Consider the following 20,540-nt stretch of genomic DNA (forward strand, 5'->3'; position numbering starts at 1 on the left):
CCGCATGCTGCACCCGATTTTTTCCACGGTCGTAACGCGGCCCGATCTCGTGCTGGATCACATGTCCGGCTACGTTGCCCTTGCCGTGGAGGAGGTGGCCACCACCGGCAACGCTCTGAAGCGACGGGCCGTCGGGTTGGCCGTGGCCGGCCTCTTCGGGTTGCTGTTCCTGGTGTTTGCCGGCATCGCCACCATGCTCGGTGTGGTGCTGGCGCAGTTCCACTGGGTGCTGGTGTTGGTGCCGGGTGCGACGCTGCTGATCGCTTTGGTCGCCCTGTTTGGCACACGCCCGCCGCCGGTCAGTGACCGTTTCGCCGAGTTGCGCAGCCAGGCACGCGCCGACATGGCGCTGATGCGCGCCGCAGGAGACCGTGATGGACATTGAACGCCCCAAACTGACCGCCAGCCAGCGCCTGGAAGAAACGCGCCGCGCCATTGCCAGCCAACTAGCGCGCCGTCGTGGCAGCAGCATCCGTACCGAAGAGACCGAGTACTTCGAAGACGCTTCCGATGTGCAACCGGGCTTGATGTTTTCTGTGCAGCGCGGTGCACGTACCTGGTGGCAATCCCACCCGGTGCACGGTGTCGTGGAACTGGCACAGCCTGCATTGCAGGACTATGCCCGGCGCCGCCCTTATCAGCTGATGGGCATGGCGGCCGGCGTCGGCGCTGCCCTGACGCTACTAAAATCCTGGCGCGTGCTGTCGCTGACGGGCATTGCCTTGGCGTTGGTTCGCACGTCGAATCTGAAGGGAGCGGCCCGCGCCTTCATGACCGCCCACCGTACTGCCGAGCCGAGCCCGGGCACCGTCACTGCGGCCAGACTGCAGCCGGGGCCCTGAGCCGCAACACCCCCATTACCACGATCGGAAGCCGGCCGTCTCGGTGCATCGACCGGCGCCGTACTGAAGCAAGCGCACCACTCCACAACAAGGAACCATCATGAACATTACCCGCACCCTCACCCTCGCCTTCGCTACCGCACTGGCAGCTGCCACGCTCGCCGGTTGCTCGGTCGCGCGCAACCAGCAGACCGCTGGCGCGTACGTCGATGACGCCGCGATCACGACCAAGGTCAAGGCCCGCTTCATCGAAGACAAGATCGTCGATGCCGGCGCCATCAACGTGCAGACGCTGAACGGCACGGTCGCTCTGTCGGGCTTCGCCAAGTCCGCCGCCGAGCGCAGCAAGGCCGAGATGCTGGCCCGCAACGTGGCTGGCGTGCGCGAAGTGCGCAACACGCTGGCTGTGCGTCCGTAATCGCCAGCGGCTGACGCCGCAGGCGTGAAGAGGCAGGGCTCGCAAGGGCCCTGCCTTTTTTCTTGACCGCTGCGCCGCCCAGCGGGCCGCGCAGCGCGGCAGGCCCCTAAACTGACCGCGATCCATCCAGCCGGAGTAGGCCATGACCAGCGTTCTTGCCTTGTGTGGCGCTTATCCGCAATTGCGCATCCCCGCGGGCGCCACCCTGATCCAGGAATCGGTGGGCAACGACCGGCTGTACGTGGTGCGCAGCGGTGGTTTTGATGTGGTGCGCAACGGGGTGCGCGTGGTGCGCATCGAGGAGCCTGGCGCTTTCCTCGGCGAGATCTCGGCCGTGCTGGGCACCCACGCCACCGCCAGCGTGGTGGCGGCATGCGACAGCGAGGTGCACGTCATCGAGCGCGCCTCCAGCGCCGTGCAACGTGACCCGCGCCTGACGCTGGCCATCGCTCAGCTGCTGGCCCGGCGCCTGCAGGCCGTCACTGCCTACCTCGTCGACATCAAGCGACAGTACGCCGGGGCCGACACGCACCTGGCGCTGATGGACCAGGTGCTGGCCAACCTGATCAGCATGCAGACCGCAGCCGACCTGTCCCCTGGGTCGGAACGCAACGACGTGCCGGACTACTGAACTCCACAGGCGTCCAGCAGCCGCTCCTGTACGCCGGCCAGAGAATGCCAGATCGCGGTGCCCTTGCCGAGGTCGATCTCGATGTGTGCCGGCACATCGCCGATCTGGCGCCCAGGGTTGAACAACCAGGTCGCGCCGATACGGTCGACCCAGCCGCCGCCTGACTTGAACGGCGCCTCGTGGATGTGGCCACACAACACCGCCGTGGGCCGGTGCCGGGCCAGCAGGCCGGGCAGAATCTCATCGCCGAAATGGCGGCGCCCTGTCCAGCTCAGCGGCCCCAGCGGCGGCGCGTGGTAGAGCCACACCCACCGGCCCGATGGCACGGCCGCGCGCAGACCGCCAGCCGCATCCAGCTGGTGCTCCAGCTGCTCCCTGGCGTGGGGCCCATCCCACCACGGACAAACGGTGAACAGCGTGTCGCCGATCACCACGGTGTCGCCATCGACCGCCAGCGCGTGCGCCGACAACGGCGCCAGCCAGTCGGCCATCTTCTCGCCCTGTGCGCTGCGCGTGTTCAAGTCATGATTGCCGGAACAGATGAGCAATGGCGCGCGCGCCGCAAGCGCCCTGAAACTGGCGGAAAGCGCCGCAATCTGAATGTCTGCGGGCACCGGCAGCGAGCCGTCCAGATGATCGCCGGCCACGACCACCGCATCGAATCGGACCGCCTCGCGCGTCAGCCAGTCGTACTGCCGCAGCGTGTAGTGCAGATCAGAGGCCAGAAGAATGCGCATGGGCCGACTCTAAGCCGCAAACGGAAAGGCCCACTGACGGGGCGCGCGTGCCGACACACACGGGGCGCCCAGCAACACAACGGCCGCCAACCCTTGCGGAGTGGCGGCCATCATGGGACGGGGGTGGGATCGGCGTGAGCCACACCTACCGCTTCAGCCAAGCCTCAGCTTGCAGCGCCGACCTGCAGATTGTTGTTGACGCCAGCGACGCCCTTCACGTTCTGCGCGATCGTCGTGGCGCGGTCCTTGGCATCTGGCGTCGGCGCCGGGCCGGTCAATGTGACGACGCCCGATTTGGTGTCGACATCGATCTTGACGGCGCTCAGCACCGGGTCCTTGGCCAGGCCGGCATTGACAGATGCCGTGATGCTCATGTCGTCGACGCGGTTTTCAACCACGGTCGCGGCATTGCTGGCCTCTTCCTTGGCCACAGCGGCCGCCTGCTCGGTTTTCTCGACTGCAGCGTCGACCTTCTGGCCCACCGTGCGGTCATCCGCCCTGTCACAGGCGGCCAAGCCGACCGTCAACGCCAGGGCCGACATCAGGATGGCAGTCCGCGGCCAGCTAGTGGAAGTGTGTTGTGTCATGTGCGTGTCCTTTCGAATCGTGTGGATGGTGCGCCGCCTGCTGCACGACGCCCTGGGGTCACTATGCCCGCAGACCAGCGCGGAGCCCGTCGTCCACCACCGAACCGTGTGTAGGACAGATCAACCGCCTGGAGCCGGTGAAGGGCGACCCGCGGCGTCCCAGTGCCATGCTTTGACGCCACAATCCCCGCCCATGGAAAACACCGACACCCTGGACAAACTCAACGTGAACGTGGCGGGCGCCTGGGCGCAGTTGCAGGCCTATGCCGACCAAGGCCAGGCGCTGCATGCCGATGCCTACCGGCTGGCGTTCGCCGATCCCGAGTTCCTGCTGCGCCGCGAGACGCGCGGCATCCGCTTTCAACTGGAGATGCTCAAGCCCGATTTGGAGCAGCAGGCGCTGGGCATTCAGAACACCATCGTGGTGTTCGGCAGCGCGCGCTTTCCTGCGCCCGAACAGGCCGAACTGGAGCTGGCCAGCGCGCGCGCCGCTGGTGACGCCGCCGCGCTGCGCGTGGCCGAGCGGCGCATGCGCAATGCCCAGTACTACGACGGTGCGCGGCGCTTTGCCGGCCTGGTCGCGCGCGACAGCGAAGCGCGCGCGCCACAGGACCGGCTGTACATCTGCACCGGCGGCGGCCCCGGCATCATGGAGGCGGCCAACCGTGGCGCGCACGAGGTCGGCGCGTTGAACGTGGGCCTGAACATTGCGCTGCCGCACGAGCAGAGCGGCAACCGCTTCATCTCGCCGGGCCTGTCGTTCAAGTTTCACTACTTTGCGCTGCGCAAGATGCATTTCATGATGCGTGCCAAGGCGCTGGTGGCCTTCCCCGGTGGCTTTGGCACGCTGGACGAATTGTTCGAGGTGATGACGCTGGTGCAGACCGGCAAGGCCAAGGCCGTGCCCATCATTCTGTTCGGCTCGGACTACTGGAAGCGGCTGCTCGATTTCGACGTGTTGATCGAAGAAGGCGCCATCTCGCCGGACGACCTGAAGCTGTTCACCTACGTGGACGAACCCGAAGACGCGTGGAAGGCCATCCAGGCGTTCTACGGGATGTAAGCCACCTCGGAGACGTAACAGTTGGTGCGGCCGCCAGCCCAGCGGCCGAACGTCACGCACGGTTCATCCGCGTTCCTTAGCCTGCGAGGGCGCCAGTGCAGACCTTCGTCTGCCCGGCCCAGCGCGCGCCGGCAGATGCCGGCGCGCCCCCCATCGCCAGGAGGACCACACGATGAATCCAAACGACCATCTCATCCCTCGACGACGGCGTCTGCTGCAGGGCAGCCTGGCGCTCGCCGGCGCGGCAGTGCTGTCGCGCACCGGCGTGGCCTCGGCCGCGATCGTCACCTCTGATGTCGAGCGGCCGCAAATGGCCCAAGGCGTCCAGTTCGGCGACATGACGCTGGGCAGCACGATGCTGTGGAGCCGGTCCGACCGGCCGGCCCGGCTGCATGCCGAGTACGCGTTCGATGAAGCCTTCAGTCAGCCAGTGCGCCTGATCGGCCCCCATGCGCTGGAGAACACCGACTTCACCGCACGGATCGACATCAGCGGCCTGCCGGCCGATCGGACCGTGTTCGTGCGGGCCTGGTTCGAGAGCCTGGCCAACAGCCGCGCGCAGAGTGCGCCGGTGATCGGCCGCTTCCGCACGCCAGCGTTCGCGCGCAGCGTGCGCTTCGTCTGGGGTGGCGACACTGCAGGCCAGGGCTGGGGCATCAACCCGGCCTTCGGCGGCATGCGGATCTATGAGCAGATGCGCCGCGTGCAGCCCGATTTCTTCCTGCACAGCGGCGACACCATCTACGCCGACGGCCCGATTGCCGAATCCGTGGTGGCCGAAGACGGCCTGGTCTGGAACAACCTGGTGACGCGCGAAGTCGCCAAGGTTGCCGAAACGCTGGACGAGTACCGTGGCCGCTACAAGTACAACCTGCTCGACGAGAACGTGCGCCGGTTCAATGCCGAGGTGCCGCAGATCTGGCAGTGGGACGACCATGAGGTCACCAACAACTGGAGCGACGCCAAAAGCCTGGCCGCCGATGCGCGCTACAGCGTGAAGGACGTGCCGCTGCTGATCGCGCGCGGCGGCCGCGCCTTCATGGAATACGCGCCGATGCGGCCGTACGGCGCCGCCGAGATGGAACGCGTGTACCGCCACATTCCGTACGGACCGCTGCTGGACGTGTTCGTGGTCGACATGCGCAGCTACCGCGGGCCCAACACCGACAACCTGCAACCGACGGCGGGCGCCGACGCACGCTTCCTCGGCGCCGCGCAGCTCGCGTGGCTGCTGGACGGCCTGCGCCGCTCGCGCGCCACCTGGAAGGTGATCGCGGCCGACATGCCGATCGGCCTGCGCATTGGCGATGGTCGAGACGCCAACGGCGTGGCCCGCTGGGAAGGGATCGCCAACGGCCAGGACGGTCTGCCGTTGGGGCGCGAGCTGGAGATCGCCGGCCTGCTGCGCGAGATCCGCCGCATGGCAGTGCGCAACGTCGTCTGGCTGACCGCCGACGTGCACTACTGCGCCGCGCACCACTACGAACCGGCCCGCGCCCAGTTCACGGAGTTCGACCCGTTCTGGGAGTTTGTCGCCGGCCCCCTGAACGCCGGCACCTTCGGCCCCAATGCGCTGGACGCCACCTTCGGCCCGCGCGTGGACTTCGTGAAGGCGCCGCCGCCGGGCCGCAGCAACCTGTCGCCTTATGCCGGCATGCAGTTCTTCGGGCAGGTCGACGTCGACGCCGCGAGCCGCAGCTTCAGCGTGGCCTTCAAGGACCTTGCCGGCCAGGAGATCTACCGCCGGACCTTGGTCCCCGCCTGAAGGAGCACGGCGATGACTTCGACAACGCAAGGAACGACCCGGCTAGCGCGCTGCGCTGCCGGGCTGGTGCTGGCCGCGCTCGCCTGCAGCGCGCAGGCAGCCGCGCTGGTGTCCACCACGGCTGGCGCCCAGCAGCTGGACGTGGCGGTCAATGGCGACCTGATCGCCGTCGACCTCACACTGCGCGCGCACGGCAGCGCCAGCTTCGAGGTGGCGCTCGATGCCGCCGACGTGGGCCAGTGGCTGCGCTTCAACGCGGTCATCGGCACCCCCATGGCCCAGGGCATTGGCGAGCTGCAGATCGCACTGCTCGGCGCCGGCTTTGCCTGGGTGGGGTCGGTCACGCCGGCCTTCGGCGCGCTGGCGTCGATCGACGGGGACGAGCAGCTGCAGGTCATGCACTTCTCGCCGGCCGAGCCGTTCGGCCTCGATCTGGGCGCGCCCTTCGCGCAAGCCGGCACGCAGGACTGGCTGCTGAGCACGGCCGGGCTGCAGGCGGGCGACGGCTTCACACTCACCATCAGCTCCGTCAACAGCGTGCCGGAACCGGCCAGCAGCGCCCTGGTGCTGGCTGCCCTGGGCGCGGCCGGCTGGCGGATGCGGCGCCGCGCACACGCATCGTCTTGAGAGCTTGCGCGCCAATCGCTTGAGCGCACGCAGGGCTCTGGCAAGCCCGGTGTCGCCCCCCAACGGTGGTCGGCAGGGCTTTGCCCTGCAGGCCACTGTGGGTGCGGCCGTCAGGTCGGCGGCTGCACGTCGGCGCGCTCGCCGTCGCCCTCCTCCTCCCCCGGGGACTCGGGCGGCAGCAGCGCATCGGCGTGGGCATCGGGCAAGACCTCCACGTCGCGCAGCCGGCGCTGCAACACGTTGCTGCGCGTCTGCGCCTTGTCCAGCGTGTTCAGCACGGTCTGCGTCTGGCGCTTGACGTCGGCCAGCACGCCGCCGAATTTGAGGAACTCGGACTTCACCGCGCCCAGCACCTGCCAGACCTCGCTGCTGCGCTTTTCCAGCGCCAGCGTGCGAAAGCCCATCTGCAGTGCGTTCAGCATGGCGAGCAAGGTGGTGGGGCCGGCAATCGTGATGCGGTGCTCGCGCTGCAGTGCCTCCAGCAGGCCCGGGCGGCGCAGCACCTCCGCGTACAAGCCCTCGGTGGGCAGGAACAGGATGGCGAAATCCGTGGTGTAGGGCGGCTCCACGTACTTCTCGGCGATGCCGCGCGCCTCCAGCCGGATGCGGCTCTCCAGTGCCCGGCCCGCCAGTTCGGCGGCCGGCCCGTCGGCGCGCTGCTGGGCATCGAGCAGGCGCTCGTAGTCCTCGTTCGGAAACTTCGCGTCGATGGGCAGCCACACCGGCGCGCCATCGTCGCCACGGCCCGGCAGGCGCACCGCGAAATCGACCGCGTTGCGTGTGTCGGGCCGCGTCGCCACCTGGGCCGCGTATTGCTCGGGCGAGAACACCTGCTCCAGCAGCGATGCCAGCTGCGCTTCGCCAAAGATGCCGCGCGTCTTCACGTTGGTCAGCAGGTGCTTCAGGTCCCCCACGCCCTGGGCCAGGGTCTGCATCTCGCCCAGGCCTTTGTAGACCTGCTCCAGCCGCTCGGCAACCTGGCGGAAGCTCTCGCCCAGCCGCGTCTCCAGCGTGGCCTGCAGCTTCTCATCCACGATGCGGCGCATTTCTTCGAGCTTGGCGGCGTTGCCGGCCTGCAGTTGCTGCAGCTGCGTCTCCAGCGTGGCGCGCACCTCGGCCAGGCGGCGTGTGTTGGATTCGGTGAGCGACTGCAGCTGGCCGGCCAGCGTGTCCGACAGGCTCTTTTGCAGCAGCGTCAGTTGCTGGGCAAAGGCATCGAGCTGGGCGTTCTGCGTGCGCACCGATTCCTGTGCCTGCTGCACCACGCTGAGCTGGAAGGTGGCGAAGCTGGCGGCCTGTTCCTGCCGCCCTGCCCTGGCGCTGTCGGCCAGTTCGCGCCGCAGCGCCTGCGCCAGCTGCTGGCTGGAGGTTTCGATGCTGGCCTGCAGCCGCTCGCGGCTGTCGTCTGTCGGCGGGCGGCGCAACAGCAGCCACAGCAGCAGCACCGCGTTGAGCAGCGCCAGGGCGACCAGCGCCCACGGCAGCAGGGCCTGCAGTTCCGGCGGCAGGCCGGTCACGTGGCCGCGAGCACGGCAGGGTTCAGCGGCGTGAGCGCCTTACCCTGCGTGAGGTAGCCGATCAGGTTGTCGGCCGCCAGGTTGGCCATGGCCAGACGTGTGGGCACGCTGGCGCTGGCGATGTGCGGCGTCAGCACCACGTTGGGCACGGTCAGCAGATCGGGGTGTACCGATGGCTCACCCTCGAACACGTCCAGCCCGGCGGCGGCGATCTGCCGCGCCTTCAGCGCTGCGGCCAGCGCCGCGTCGTCGACGATGCCGCCGCGCGCGATGTTGATGAGCGTGGCCGTGGGCTTCATCTGCGCCAGCTCGGCCGCGCCGATGCTGTGGTGCGACGCTGCAGAGTACGGCAGCACCAGCACCAGGTGGTCAGCCTCGCGCAACAGCGCGTCCTTGCTGACGTAAGCGGCTTTGCACGCGGCCTCGAGATCGGGCGTGAGGCGCGAGCGGTTGTGGTAGATCACGTTCATGCCAAAACCATGCGCGCCGCGCCTGGCAATGCCCTGGCCGATGCGGCCCATGCCCAGGATGCCGAGCGTGGCACCGTGGATGTCGCTGCCGGCGAACAGGTCGTAGCTCCACTTCGTCCACTGCCCGGCGCGCAGGTAGTGTTCGCTCTCGGTGATGCGGCGGGCCGTGGCCATCAGCAATGCGAAGCCGAAGTCGGCCGTGGTCTCGGTCAGCACGTCGGGCGCGTTGGTGGCCAGCACGCCGCGTGCAGTCATGGCGTCCAGGTCGAAGTTGTTGTAGCCCACGGCCATGTTGGCGGCCATCTTCAAGTCAGGGCAGCGGGCCAGCAGCGCCGCATCGATACGCTCGCTGGCGGTCGTGAACACGCCTTGCTTGCCGGCCAGGCGCGCCGCCAGTTCATCGGCATCCCATGTCGCGTCGGCCTGGTTGTCGCTGACCTCGAAGTGCTCGGACAGGCGGGCCAGCACTTCGGGGAACACGGCGCGGGCGACAAGGACGGCGGGCTTGGACATGGCGGCAGGGGCTTTCAAAGGAAGAACAGGAATGTGAGCACGACGAACAGCGGCACCAGCACGGCGCAGGACCACACCATGTAACCGAAGAAGCTGGGCATGCGCACGCCCCGCTCTTCGGCAATGGCCTTGACCATCAGGTTGGGGGCATTGCCGATGTACGAGTTGGCACCCATGAACACGGCGCCCGCCGAGATGGCGGCTAGCGTGGGCGCCATCGTGGTCATGAGCTGCTGCGGGTCGCCGCCGGCTGTGTTGAAGAACACCAGGTAGGTCGGCGCGTTGTCCAGGAAAGAGCTGAGCACGCCCGTGGCCCAGAAGTACATGGCGGGCAAGGGCTGGCCGTCCGGCCCGGTCACGGCGCGGACCACCGCACCGAAGGGGCCATCGACGCCCGCGCGCAGCATGGCGATGACGGGAATGATGGTCAGGAAGATGCCGGCGAACAGCTTGGCTACCTCTTTCATCGGCTCCCAGGAAAACTGGTTGTCGCGGTGCACCTTGTTCGCGGTGAGCTTGAGCGACACCGCAATGACGACGATGAGGCCGATGTCGCGCACCAGCGCAGGCAAGGGTAGCGGCGTGCCGACGACGTCGAACACCACGTCCGAGCGCCACAGCCCGCTCATCAGCACCAGGCCGACCACCACCAGCAGCAGCAGGAAGTTGATGCCGCCATCGAAGCCCAGGCGTTCGGTGTCCGGCGTCGGATCGACCGGCAGCACGCCCTCGCGCCGGTAGAACCAGCTGTCCAGCGCAAAGAAGATCACCAGCAGACAGGCCAGCATGAAGGCCGTCTCGGGCAGGATGTTGCGCAGCGTCCAGAAGAACTCGATGCCCTTCAGAAAACCCAGGAACAGTGGCGGGTCGCCCAGCGGCGTCAGCGAGCCGCCGACGTTGGAGACGATGAAGATGAAGAAGATGACGACGTGCGCCTTGTGGCGGCGGTTGTCGTTGGCGCGGATCAGCGGGCGGATCAACAGCATGGAGGCGCCCGTGGTGCCCATCAGGCTGGCCAGCACCGCGCCGATGGCCAGCAGGCCGGTGTTGAGCACCGCGCTGCCGTGCAGGTTGCCGCGCACGTAGATGCCGCCGGCCACGGTGTACAGGGCGGTCAGCAGCATGATGAACGGGATGTACTCGGCCACCATCGCGTGCACCAGGTTGGCGCCCGCCAGGGCCGGCCCGAACACGATGAGGAACGGCACGAAGAAGGCCAGCGCCCAGGCCGCCGTGATCTTGCCGTAGTGGTGGTGCCAGATGCGCATGGCGACCAGCGGGAACAGGGCGATCGACAGCAGCACGCCGGCGAATGGCAGCGCCCACCAGACCGACAGCGCGCGCCCGTCGAGATCGGCCGCCAGCGCCGCCACCGGCGCACCCAGGGTGGCCGCAGCGATGGCGGCCCGGATCCAGAGAGCGGCTTTCATGCTGCGGGCTGCTCGATCTCGAACACCTGGCGCAGGTAGGCCAGGTATCTCTCGTCGTCGCACATGTTCTTGGAGGGCGTGTCCGACAGCTTGGCCACCGGCTGGCCATTGCAGCGCACCATCTTGATGACGATCTGCAGCGGCACGTGGTCGGGCGGGTCGCCCAGGTCGTTCGTGAGGTTGGTCCCGATGCCGAAGGCCAGCTGGCACCGGCCCCGGAACTGCCGGTACAGCTCGATGGTGCGCGGTACGGTCAGGCCGTCGCTGAAGATCAGCGTCTTGGTGTGCGGATCCACCCGGTTCAGGCGGTAGTGCTCGATCAGCCGCTCGCCCCAGGAGAAGGGGTCGCCGCTGTCGTGGCGCGCGCCATCGAACAGCTTGCAGAAGTACATGTCGAAGTCGCGCAGGAAGGCGTTGATGCCGTAGACATCGGACAGGGCGATGCCCAGGTCGCCGCGGTATTCCTTGGCCCAGGAATCGAAAGCGAAGACCTGGCTGTCGCGCAACCGTGGGCCCAGCGCCTGGCAGGCCTGCAGGTATTCGTGGGCGACGGTGCCCAGCGGCGTGTAGCCCAGCTTCATGGCGAACCACACGTTGCTGGTGCCGGCCAGCTGCCCGGCCGGGCCGGCGCCCAGCCGCTCGCCCAGGCGGCGCAGCACTTCCTCGTGCCAAGATTTGGAGAAGCGCCGGCGCGTGCCGTAGTCGGCGATCTTCAGCTCGTGCAGGCCATCGATCTGCAGCTGCCCGATCTTGCGGTCCAGCCGCTCGCGGCCGCGCGCCAGATCCGGTGTCGGCGCGACATTGCGGAAGTAGACCTCGTTGACGATGGCCAGCACCGGGATCTCGAACAGGATGGTGTGCAGCCAGGGCCCGCGGATGGTGATGTCGATGTCGCCGCTCGGCAGGGCCGTGACGTCGATGTACTTCTCGTTGAGCTTGAACAGACCGAGGAAGTCGACGAAGTCGCTCTTGATGAAGCGCATGGAGCGCAGGTAGGCCAGCTCGGCGTCCTGAAAGCGCAGCGTGCACAGGTGGCGGATCTCCTCGCGGATCTCCTCGACGTAAGGGGCCAGCGGCACGGCGTTGCGGCACTTGAACCGGTATTCGACCTGGGCGCCGGGGAACTGGTGCAGCACGACCTGCATCATCGTGAACTTGTAAAGGTCGGTGTCGAGAAGGCTGCTGAGGATCATGGTGTCGGGTCCTGTGGGACGCTTGTCTCCGCGCCGGGGTGGCGCCGCTTTTTTTCGACGCATTGTGGCAGGCCGGGGGCGTGTCAATCGGCTCGGATGCATGCACTGTCATCGGCCTGCCACGAACGGTATGCTCGGTGCGCCTTCGCCGTGAAGGTCACGACCACGAGGAACACTCCACATGTCCACATTCCAAGAGGCCCCACTGCACGGCCTGCCCCCTCGCCTGCGCTGGACCGGCATCGCCACCGTGGCGGCCATGTCCGTGGCTTTGGCAGGTTGCAGCAGCGGCGACGACGCGGCCAGTGCCCAAGCCTGCGCGGTGGTGACCGACACCGGCTCGGTCGTCGTCGGCTCGGGCCTGCCCGGCGACCCGGCAGCGCCGGAACCGGCGTCCGGCTTTCGGCTCGGCAAAACGGCGGTGCATGCGAAGAGCTACATGGTCGCCACGGCCAACCCGCTCGCGTCCAAAGCCGGTTGTGAGGTGCTCAGGGATGGCGGCAGCGCTGTCGATGCGGCCGTTGCCGTGCAGATGGTGCTGGGCCTCGTGGAGCCGCAGTCGTCCGGTGTGGGCGGAGGCGCCTTCATGCTGCATTACGACGCCGCCACGGGCCGTGTGCGCGCCTACGATGGCCGCGAGACCGCACCGGCCGCCGCAACCGAAAACTACCTGCGCTGGGTCAGCGACACCGACCGCACGCTGCCCCAGCCCGGCGGCGCCCGTGCCAGCGGGCGCTCCATCGGCACGCCCGGTGCCGTGCGCATGCTCGACCTGGCGCACCGCACGCACGGCAGCATGCCCTGGAAAGATCTGTTCCAGCCAGCCATCGACCTGTCGACCAACGGCTTCCAGATCAGCGGACGCATGGCCGCTGCCATCGCCGGCGGCGAGACCGGCCTCAAACGCGATGCCGAGGCCACGGCCTACTTCTTCAACGCCGACGGCACGCCCAAGGCCCTGGGCACACTGCTGACCAACCCGGCCTACGCGCAGACGCTGACCACCGTGGCCAACAGCGGCGCCAATGCCTTCTACACCGGCGCCATCGCCCAGGGCATCGTCGACAAGATCAAGGTGACCAGCGGCGGCAGCCCGGCCGTCGCCATCACGCCCGGCCTGACGGAGCTCAGTGATCTGGCCAGCTACCAGGCCAAGGACCGCGAGGCCGTCTGCACCACCTACCGCGACTACGTGATCTGCGGCATGCCGCCGCCGTCCTCCGGCGGCATCACGGTGGCGTCCATCATGGGCATCCTGGAGAATTTCGACATGGCCTCGCACAAGCCGACCGCCATCGACATCTATGGTGGAGAGCCCACGGTCATGGGTGTTCACCTGGTGGCCGAAGCCGGCCGTCTGGCCTATGCGGATCGCGACAAGTACATCGCCGACACCGACTTCACGCCGCTGCCGGGCAACAGCTGGAACACCATGCTGAACAAGCCCTACATGCAGAGCCGCGCCGCGCTGATCAGCCCGACGACGAGCATGCGCACGGCCAAGGCCGGGGTGCTGGGCACCAACGCCTACGGCACCAGCCTGGTCAACGAGGGCGGCACGACGCACTTCACCATCGTCGACAAGAAGGGCAACGTGGTCTCGATGACGACGACGGTGGAAGCGGGCCTGGGCTCGTTTCACTTCACGCAGGGCTTCATCCTGAACAACCAGCTGACCGACTTCTCGGCGGCACCCACCGACACCGCCGGCCTGCCGATCGCCAACAAGCTGGAAGCCGGCAAGCGGCCGCGCAGTTCGATGGCGCCCACGCTGGTGTTCCGCAAGGTCGGCGAGAGCGGCATCGGCGAGTTCGTGATGGGCACCGGCTCGCCGGGCGGCGCCACCATCATCCAGTACGTGGCCAAGACCCTGGTCGGCGCGCTGGACTGGGGGCTGGACGCCCAGCAGGCCACCTCGCTGGTGGACTTCGGTGCGTCCAACAGCGCCACCACCAACGTGGGCGGCGAGCATCCGAACATCAACACCGCCAACGGCGGCAACGACGATCCGCTGGTCGCAGGCCTGCGCGCGATGGGCCACACGGTGTCGACCTCGGCGCAGTCCAGCGGCATCAGCACCATCATCCGCACCTCGCGCAACGGCGCGTTTCTGCAGGGCGGCGCCGACCCGCGGCGCGAAGGCGTGGCACTGGGCGATACCGTCGTGCCCTGAACTTCGCCCCAGCTCCTGCAACCACCAACGGACCTTCGGGTCCGTTTTTTCTGGAGCGCCGTTGGGCCTGCGGCCTACGGGGCCTGACCGGCGCGTCCTACTGGCACGCCGATTGCCCCTGCCTACAGTGATTGCACGCCCTGCAAACCTGTTCGGGGCGAATTTGACAAGGAGATCGACATGAACAACGACAAGCTCGAAGGCAACTGGAAACAGTTCAAGGGAAAGATGCAGGAGCAGTGGGGCAAGCTCACCGACGACGACCTCGACGTGTTCGAAGGCCGGCGTGAGCAGCTGCTGGGCCGCATCCAGGAGCGCCACGGCATTGCCCGCGACGAAGCCGAGAAGCAGGTGAGCGAGTGGGAAAGCCGCAACCCCGACTTCTTCTTCGAAAAGTCCATCTGAGACGGCTTGCCGTCCCTGCGCCCGCACAACCCCATCAAGGATCCACCATGCAAACCTTCTCCCTCAAGCAGCCCCTGATCGCGCTCTGCGCCGCTGTGTCTCTCGGCTTCGCCGCCCAGGCCAGCGCCATGACCAAGAGCGAGCACAGCGCCGCCAAGGACCGCATCGAAGCTGAGTACAAGGCAGCCAAGGAGCGCTGCGACGGCCTGGCCGGCAATGCCAAGGACGTGTGCACCAGCCAAGCCAAGGGCGTGGAGTCCGTCGCCAAGGCTGAACTGGAAGCCCAGTACAAGCCGACGCCAAAGAATCGCGCCAAGGTGGCCGAGGCCAAGGCCGATTCCACCTACGACACGGCCAAGGAAAAGTGCGACGAGCTGGCCGGCAATGCCAAGGATGTCTGTGTGAAGGACGCCAAGGCTGCCCACACCGCCGCTGTCAGCGCCGCCAAGCGCGGCTGATCGAGGCAGAGCCTCCAAGCACGCCATCTCGCCTGGGCGGGGTGACGACGACCTCACGGGCCGGCAAGCGCAGAGCGCTTGCCGGCCCGTGTCACGTCTGGGTCAGTTGCCGGCGCAATGGCCTCAGGCCAGCCGCTGGAGCACCTCACGCAGGGGCGCTGGCACGGACACGGGGCGTCGGGTGGACCGGTCCACGTAGACGTGGACAAAGTGCCCATGCGCGGCGGTGTGCGCCGCGCCTTCGGCAAACAGGCCGACCTCATAGCGCACGCTGGTGCCGCCCATGCGCGCCACACGCAGGCCCGCTTCGACACGCTGCGGGAACGCCAGCGGCGCAAAGTAGTGGCATTGCGTCTCCACCACCAGCCCGATGGTGGCGCCGCGTTCGATGTCCAGCACGCCCTGCTCTACCAGGTGCGTGTTCACCACCGTGTCGAACCAGCTGTAGTAGACGACGTTGTTGACGTGCCCATATGCGTCGTTGTCGGACCAGCGGGTCGTGATGCTGCGAAAGTGCGGAAAGTCGCTGCGGGGCCGGGCCTGCGGCCGGTCGGTCCTGGAGGTTTCGGAGGAGCTTGCATGCGCCAAATTCTGACAGCGCGCCTGGGCGTTCGCAGTCACCCATAAGCAGATCCATGTCCGGACACGCGCAGGAAGGTGACGAATTAGGGTGCCGCCTCTAGATTGCTGCATTGCAGCAAAAAGGGGTTGCGCCAGCCTTTCGGCTCCCTATAATTCGTTCCATGCTGCACTGCAACATGAACCCGATGGGGCAGCAGAGCTGATCTTTCATCAACCTTGAAACTGGAGATTTTTACTATGCTGACCGCTGACCAAATCGTTGCCACCCACAAAGCCAACTTCGACATCCTGTTCGGTCTGACGACCAAGGCCTTCGAAGGCGTCGAAAAGCTCGTCGAACTGAACGTGACCGCTTCCAAGGCCGCCCTGGCCGAAGCCGCTGACCACACGCAAGCTGCCCTGTCCGTCAAGGACGCCCAAGAGCTGCTGGCCCTGCAAGCTTCGATGCTGCAGCCCCTGGCCGAGAAGACCGCTGCCTACAGCCGCCACGTCTACGAAATCGCCCAAGGCACCAGCGCTGAGCTGACCAAGGCCATCGAAGCCCAGGCCGCTGAAGCCCAGAAGAAGTTCATGTCCGTCGTGGACAGCGCCACCAAGAACGCACCCGCCGGTTCCGAGACCGCCGTCGCCGTGTTCAAGAGCGCCGTTGCCGCTGGCACGAACGCCCTGGAATCGGTCCAGAAGGCCGTCAAGCAAGCCAGCGACGTCGCCGAAGCCAACTTCAACGCCGTGTCGACTTCGGCCATGAACGCCGGCAAGACCGTCACGACCGCTGCCAAGAAGCGTTAATTCAATTTTTGGGAGGCTGGCGCAGCCGACCTCCTGCGAGTTGTCTCCTCGGATCTCTTCGAATTCATCGGAATTCAGGGATCCCTTCAAGGGCCCCGTATGTACGGGGCCTTTTTTTCGTCTGCACGCAGCCCCGCAAGCTGGCCAGAAAACATCAAGAATGATTCGCGTTTGGATTACCATCACGGCATTCAACGCACTAGGAATCGTCTTCATGCTGAAAAAGGCCCTCACCGCAGCAGCGCTGCTGCTTGCGACCGGCATCACGCTGGCGCAGGAACAGGTCGTGAACTTGTATTCGGCGCGCCACTACGCGACCGACGAAGCGCTCTACAGCGGCTTCACCAAAACCACCGGCATCCGCATCAACCGCGTGGATGCAGACGACGCCGGCATCATGGCGCGACTGAAAGCCGAGGGCACCGCCTCGCCGGCCGACGTGATCCTGCTGGTGGACGCCGCGCGGCTGTACCGTGGTGAGGCGGATGGACTGTTCCAGCCCGTCCGTTCCAAGCTGCTGGAAGACGCCATCCCCACCAACCTGCGCGCCCAGCCGGCGGCCGACGGTGGCATCGCCTGGTTCGGGTTCTCCACACGCGCCCGCGTGATCGTCTACGACAAGATCGCGCTGAAAAAGGCCGATGTGGACACGTACGAGAAGCTGGCTTCGCCGGCACTCAAGGGCAAGCTATGCATCCGTTCGGGCTCGCACCCCTACAACCTGAGCCTGTTCGGCGCCATCACCGAGCACATGGGCGAAGCCAAGGCCGAAGAATGGCTCAAAGGCGTGGTGGCCAACCTCGCACGCGATCCCAAGGGCGGCGACACCGACCAGATCAAGGCCGTTGCCGCCGGCGAATGCGCCGTGGCGGTGACCAACAGCTACTACCTGGCGCGCATGATCCGCTCCAGCAACCCGGCAGACCGTGCCGTGGCCGAGCGCGTGGGCGTGGTCTTTCCGAACCAGAGCACCTGGGGCACGCATCTGAACATCGCCGGCGGCGCCGTGGCCAGGAATGCCAAGAACCGCGAGAACGCCGTGAAGCTGCTCGAATATCTTGCCAGCCCGGCAGCGCAGAATTACTTTGCCAACGGCAACAACGAATGGCCCACGGCCAAGGGCGTGAAGATCGACAACCCGGCACTGGCCGCCATGACCGGCGACGGCTTCAAGAGCGAGACGATCCCGATCGGAGTCGTTGGCGCCAACCAGACGAAAGTGCAGCAGATGCTGGACCGGGTGGGGTTCAAGTAAGACGCGAAACGTGGGGCCCGGACGCGAAATGAAGGGCGAGGGCCCCGCGAAGCGCGATCGACCAGCGCAGCTTCCGGCAAGATCGCCGCCTTCGATGGGCGGCGATGTTGTTTCAGCCACCCACCCACCTCCCTCATAATTGACGTTTACGTCAACGTCAACACAAGGAGCACACATGGACATCGCAGGCAAGGTCTTCATCGTCACGGGCGGCGCCTCGGGCCTGGGCGAAGGGACGGCACGCATGCTGGCGGCCAAGGGTGGCCTGCTCGTCATCGCTGACATGCAGGCCGACAAGGGCGAGGCCGTGGCACGCGACATCGGCGGCAACTTCGTGCGCTGCGATGTCAGCCAGGAGGCCGATGGCCAGGCCGTGGTGGCAAAGGCCGTCTCCCTGGGCAAGCTGATGGGGCTGGTCAACTGCGCCGGTATCGCACCGGCGGAAAAGACGGTTGGCAAGAACGGCCCGCACAGCCTGGCGGTGTTCCACAAGACGCTGACGGTCAACCTGCTGGGCAGCTTCAACATGATCCGCCTGGCGGCCGAGGCCATGGGCCGCAACGAGCCGGAGGCCACCGGCGAGCGCGGCGCCATGATCTCGACCGCATCGATCGCAGCCTACGACGGCCAGATCGGCCAGGCCGCCTACAGCGCCTCCAAGGGCGGCATCGTGGGCATGACGCTGCCGATCGCGCGCGACCTGGCCAAGACCGGCATCCGCAACATGACCATCGCACCCGGCATCTTCGGCACGCCCATGCTGTTCGGCATGCCGCAGGAGCTGCAGGACGCGCTGGCCGCCAGCGTGCCCTTTCCCTCGCGCCTGGGCACGCCGCAGGACTACGCACGGCTGGCCGTGCACATCTTCGAGAACGACATGCTGAACGGCGAAGTCATCCGGCTGGATGGCGCCATCCGCCTGGCACCGCGCTGACGCCCTCGCCACTGCGCTCGTCGCGAACGTCGCGCGCGCGCCGGCCATGGCGCGCCGCCGTTTAAGCTTCGGCCCGTGTCCATCCCCCAGTCGTTCATCCAGGAGTTGCTCGCCCGCGTCGACGTGGTCGAGGTGGTGGGCCGCCACGTGCAGCTCAAAAAGGGCGGCGCCAACTTCATGGGGCTGTGCCCGTTCCACGGCGAGAAATCGCCGTCGTTCTCGGTCAGCCCCTCCAAGCAGTTCTACCACTGCTTCGGCTGCGGCAAGAACGGCAACGCCATCGGCTTCCTGATGGACCACACCGGTGCCGGCTTTCGCGAGGCGGTGGAAGACCTGGCGCAGCAGATCGGCCTGGTGGTGCCGGACGACGACAGCAGCCCGCAGGAACGCCAGCGCGCCAGCGAGCAGCGCCAGCGGCAGGCAACGCTGAACGAGGTGCTCGAGAAAGCCGGCGAGGCCTGGCGCAAGCAACTGCGCCTGTCCAGCCGCGCGATCGGCTACTGCAAGCAGCGTGGGCTGTCCGGCCAGATCGCGCAGCGCTTCGGCCTGGGCTATGCGCCCGAGGGCTGGCGCAACCTGGCCAGCGTGTTCCCCCACTACGACGACCCGCTGCTGGTCGACAGCGGCCTGGTGATCCTGAACACCGAGGACGGCGCCGACGAGAAGCGCTACGACCGTTTTCGCGACCGGCTGATGTTCCCAATCCGCAACGTCAAGGGCGAATGCATCGGCTTCGGCGGCCGCGTGCTGGGTGACGAGAAGCCCAAGTACCTGAACTCACCAGAGACGCCGGTGTTCAGCAAGGGCCGCGAGCTGTACGGCCTGTACGAGGCGCGCGATGCGCTGCGCGAAGCCGGTTATGTGCTGGTGACCGAGGGCTACATGGACGTCGTCGCGCTGGCGCAGCTGGGCTTTCCGAATGCCGTCGCGACGCTCGGCACGGCCTGCACCGCCGAGCACGTGCACAAGCTGTTCCGGTTCACGGACACGGTGGTTTTCAGCTTCGACGGCGACGCGGCCGGCCGCCGGGCGGCGCGCAAGGCGCTGGAAGGCGCCCTGCCCTACGCCAGCGACGTGCGCAGCGTCAAGTTTCTCTTCCTGCCGCCCGAGCACGACCCGGACAGCTTCATCCGCGCCCATGGCCAGGAGGCGTTTGCACTGTGCGTGGGCGACGCCGTGCCGCTGTCGCGCTTTCTGATCGACGTCGCCCGCGAAGGCTGCGATCTCACCAGCGCCGAAGGCCGCGCGCACCTGGCCAGCAACGCCAAGCCGCTGTGGATGCCGATGCCCGAAGGTGCGCTCAAGCGTCAGTTGCTGGGTGACATCGCCGAGCTGGTGCAGCTGGACGTGCGCGAACTCGGCGAGTTGTGGGAGCCCAAGGCCGCCGCCAGCACGCCGCGCCCCCGCAAGCGGCCCAAGAGCGCCGATGGTGACGACAGCAGCCGCTGGCGCTCGCGCGGCCGGCTGGCAACGCGCCCGTCCATCGACGCCTATGCCAGCCATGTCGCCACGCTGCTGCTGCGCAACACCAGCCTGTGGGACGGGCTCAACGGGCCCGACCACGACCTGCTGTGCGCACTGGATGGCCCGTATGGCGACCTGTTCCGCTGGACCGACCAGCAGGTGCATGAGCACGGCGCGCAGCCCTGGGCGGCGCTGGACATCGGCCTGCAGGGCCAGCCCTTCGAAGCGGTTGCGCGCAAGCTGGTGGCGCAGGACACGCTGCAGCCGGCCGGCCGCGTCATCGAGATCGAGGAAGTGCCGCTGACCGATGTGCGCGCAACGCTGGTCAAGCTGCACCTGGACGTGATCGACGCCGAGCTCAAACGCCTGCGCACCCTGCCGCCGTCGGACCCGCAGCGCATCGGCCAGGAACGCGAGTTGATCCTGCGCCAGTTCGCAGTGCGCAAGGCCTCTTTGCACTGACAACCTGGCGCCGGAGCCTTGAAATTTGGCGCGGACGCTATAATGTTGGGCTCATCTCTCTGGCAAGAGCGACAGCAGTACCTCCGGACCCGGCCGACCGATGCCAACGCGCGCACGACAGGCCTCTTCATCGCAAGGGCTGCACTCCAAATGATCGCCCTCCCATCTTGCCTTTGGAACACTGCGCCCCAGGTGTTCCTTCTCGCCCCCGCGCCGGGCCCTTGC

Annotated in this window: 20 protein-coding genes and 1 pseudogene; 14 read left to right on the forward strand and 7 right to left on the reverse strand. The window is 67.2% G+C overall.

Annotation, left to right across the window (positions count from 1 at the left end):
• The first annotated feature begins 4 nt into the window (after positions 1 to 4).
• The 4 genes from AC099J_RS19940 (at position 5) to AC099J_RS19955 (ending at position 1,891) form a co-directional block, all read left to right on the forward strand.
• The gene (locus AC099J_RS19940) at positions 5 to 385 is read left to right on the forward strand and encodes a hypothetical protein (RefSeq protein ID WP_479617010.1); all 381 of its coding nucleotides are present in this window, start codon (positions 5 to 7) and stop codon (positions 383 to 385) included.
• Positions 375 to 842, forward strand: coding sequence for a hypothetical protein (locus AC099J_RS19945; RefSeq protein ID WP_479617011.1), 468 nt, complete (start codon positions 375 to 377; stop codon positions 840 to 842). The genes AC099J_RS19940 and AC099J_RS19945 overlap by 11 nt, the downstream gene beginning before the upstream one ends.
• A 100-nt stretch (positions 843 to 942) precedes the next feature.
• Positions 943 to 1,260 carry a BON domain-containing protein gene (locus tag AC099J_RS19950; RefSeq protein WP_479617012.1) on the forward strand — a complete coding sequence of 106 codons (318 nt, stop codon included), beginning with the start codon at positions 943 to 945 and terminating at the stop codon, positions 1,258 to 1,260.
• A 142-nt stretch (positions 1,261 to 1,402) separates the two neighbouring features.
• On the forward strand, positions 1,403 to 1,891 hold the full coding sequence (locus tag AC099J_RS19955; protein ID WP_479617013.1) for a Crp/Fnr family transcriptional regulator: 489 nt from the start codon (positions 1,403 to 1,405) through the stop codon (positions 1,889 to 1,891).
• Here AC099J_RS19955 and AC099J_RS19960 read toward each other — a convergent pair.
• Positions 1,885 to 2,628: a metallophosphoesterase family protein gene (locus tag AC099J_RS19960; RefSeq protein WP_479617014.1), complete on the reverse strand. Its 744-nt coding sequence runs from the start codon at positions 2,626 to 2,628 to the stop codon at positions 1,885 to 1,887. The two genes, AC099J_RS19955 and AC099J_RS19960, sit on opposite strands and share 7 nt — an antisense overlap.
• A 164-nt stretch (positions 2,629 to 2,792) precedes the next feature.
• Positions 2,793 to 3,215: a BON domain-containing protein gene (locus AC099J_RS19965; RefSeq protein ID WP_479617015.1), complete on the reverse strand. Its 423-nt coding sequence runs from the start codon at positions 3,213 to 3,215 to the stop codon at positions 2,793 to 2,795.
• Between the two features lie 193 nt (positions 3,216 to 3,408).
• Between AC099J_RS19965 and AC099J_RS19970 the strand changes: the two genes are divergently transcribed.
• The 3 genes from AC099J_RS19970 to AC099J_RS19980 all read left to right on the forward strand — a co-directional run bounded on the left by AC099J_RS19970 (position 3,409) and on the right by AC099J_RS19980 (position 6,670).
• Complete coding sequence (locus tag AC099J_RS19970; RefSeq protein ID WP_479617016.1) at positions 3,409 to 4,278, forward strand: LOG family protein; 870 nt, start codon at positions 3,409 to 3,411, stop codon at positions 4,276 to 4,278.
• Positions 4,279 to 4,450: 172 nt separating this feature from the next.
• Positions 4,451 to 6,043, forward strand: a complete 1,593-nt coding sequence (locus AC099J_RS19975) for an alkaline phosphatase D family protein (RefSeq protein ID WP_479617017.1) — start codon at positions 4,451 to 4,453, stop codon at positions 6,041 to 6,043.
• A 12-nt stretch (positions 6,044 to 6,055) separates the two neighbouring features.
• Positions 6,056 to 6,670: a PEP-CTERM sorting domain-containing protein gene (locus tag AC099J_RS19980; protein ID WP_479617018.1), complete on the forward strand. Its 615-nt coding sequence runs from the start codon at positions 6,056 to 6,058 to the stop codon at positions 6,668 to 6,670.
• Positions 6,671 to 6,780: 110 nt separating this feature from the next.
• Here AC099J_RS19980 and AC099J_RS19985 read toward each other — a convergent pair whose 3' ends face one another.
• The 4 genes from AC099J_RS19985 to pncB are packed head-to-tail and all read right to left on the reverse strand — an operon-like array spanning position 6,781 to position 11,793.
• Positions 6,781 to 8,187 (reverse strand): DNA recombination protein RmuC, encoded by a 1,407-nt coding sequence (locus AC099J_RS19985; RefSeq protein ID WP_479617019.1) that lies wholly within the window; start codon positions 8,185 to 8,187, stop codon positions 6,781 to 6,783.
• Entirely contained in the window at positions 8,184 to 9,170 is a 987-nt protein-coding gene (locus AC099J_RS19990; protein WP_479617020.1) for a 2-hydroxyacid dehydrogenase, read from the reverse strand. The genes AC099J_RS19985 and AC099J_RS19990 overlap by 4 nt, the downstream gene beginning before the upstream one ends.
• 14 nt (positions 9,171 to 9,184) lie before the next feature.
• Positions 9,185 to 10,600 carry a sodium:proton antiporter gene (locus AC099J_RS19995; protein WP_479617021.1) on the reverse strand — a complete coding sequence of 472 codons (1,416 nt, stop codon included), beginning with the start codon at positions 10,598 to 10,600 and terminating at the stop codon, positions 9,185 to 9,187.
• Entirely contained in the window at positions 10,597 to 11,793 is a 1,197-nt protein-coding gene (gene pncB / locus AC099J_RS20000; RefSeq protein WP_479617022.1) for a nicotinate phosphoribosyltransferase, read from the reverse strand. The genes AC099J_RS19995 and pncB overlap by 4 nt, the downstream gene beginning before the upstream one ends.
• A gap of 181 nt (positions 11,794 to 11,974) precedes the next feature.
• On the opposite strand from pncB, the gene AC099J_RS20005 reads away from it, so the two are divergent.
• The 3 genes and pseudogenes from AC099J_RS20005 to AC099J_RS20015 all read left to right on the forward strand — a co-directional run.
• Positions 11,975 to 13,966 carry a gamma-glutamyltransferase family protein gene (locus tag AC099J_RS20005; RefSeq protein ID WP_479617023.1) on the forward strand — a complete coding sequence of 664 codons (1,992 nt, stop codon included), beginning with the start codon at positions 11,975 to 11,977 and terminating at the stop codon, positions 13,964 to 13,966.
• Positions 13,967 to 14,146: 180 nt separating this feature from the next.
• Positions 14,147 to 14,371: a CsbD family protein gene (locus AC099J_RS20010; protein WP_479617024.1), complete on the forward strand. Its 225-nt coding sequence runs from the start codon at positions 14,147 to 14,149 to the stop codon at positions 14,369 to 14,371.
• Between the two features lie 47 nt (positions 14,372 to 14,418).
• Positions 14,419 to 14,820 (forward strand): annotated as a pseudogene (locus AC099J_RS20015) (hypothetical protein); the annotation flags it as partial.
• A gap of 132 nt (positions 14,821 to 14,952) precedes the next feature.
• On the opposite strand, the gene AC099J_RS20020 reads toward AC099J_RS20015, so the two are convergent.
• Entirely contained in the window at positions 14,953 to 15,417 is a 465-nt protein-coding gene (locus AC099J_RS20020) for an acyl-CoA thioesterase (protein ID WP_479617025.1), read from the reverse strand.
• A gap of 231 nt (positions 15,418 to 15,648) precedes the next feature.
• Between AC099J_RS20020 and AC099J_RS20025 the strand changes: the two genes are divergently transcribed.
• The 4 genes from AC099J_RS20025 (at position 15,649) to dnaG (ending at position 20,315) form a co-directional block, all read left to right on the forward strand.
• Complete coding sequence (locus tag AC099J_RS20025) at positions 15,649 to 16,200, forward strand: phasin family protein (protein WP_479617102.1); 552 nt, start codon at positions 15,649 to 15,651, stop codon at positions 16,198 to 16,200.
• A gap of 214 nt (positions 16,201 to 16,414) precedes the next feature.
• Positions 16,415 to 17,455, forward strand: a complete 1,041-nt coding sequence (locus tag AC099J_RS20030) for an extracellular solute-binding protein (protein WP_479617026.1) — start codon at positions 16,415 to 16,417, stop codon at positions 17,453 to 17,455.
• Positions 17,456 to 17,630: 175 nt separating this feature from the next.
• Complete coding sequence (locus tag AC099J_RS20035) at positions 17,631 to 18,389, forward strand: 3-hydroxyacyl-CoA dehydrogenase (protein WP_479617027.1); 759 nt, start codon at positions 17,631 to 17,633, stop codon at positions 18,387 to 18,389.
• Between the two features lie 75 nt (positions 18,390 to 18,464).
• Positions 18,465 to 20,315 carry a DNA primase gene (gene dnaG, locus AC099J_RS20040; protein ID WP_479617028.1) on the forward strand — a complete coding sequence of 617 codons (1,851 nt, stop codon included), beginning with the start codon at positions 18,465 to 18,467 and terminating at the stop codon, positions 20,313 to 20,315.
• Positions 20,316 to 20,540: the final 225 nt, after the last annotated feature.

It is taken from the genome of Rhodoferax sp. RT4P68 (assembly GCF_056521305.1).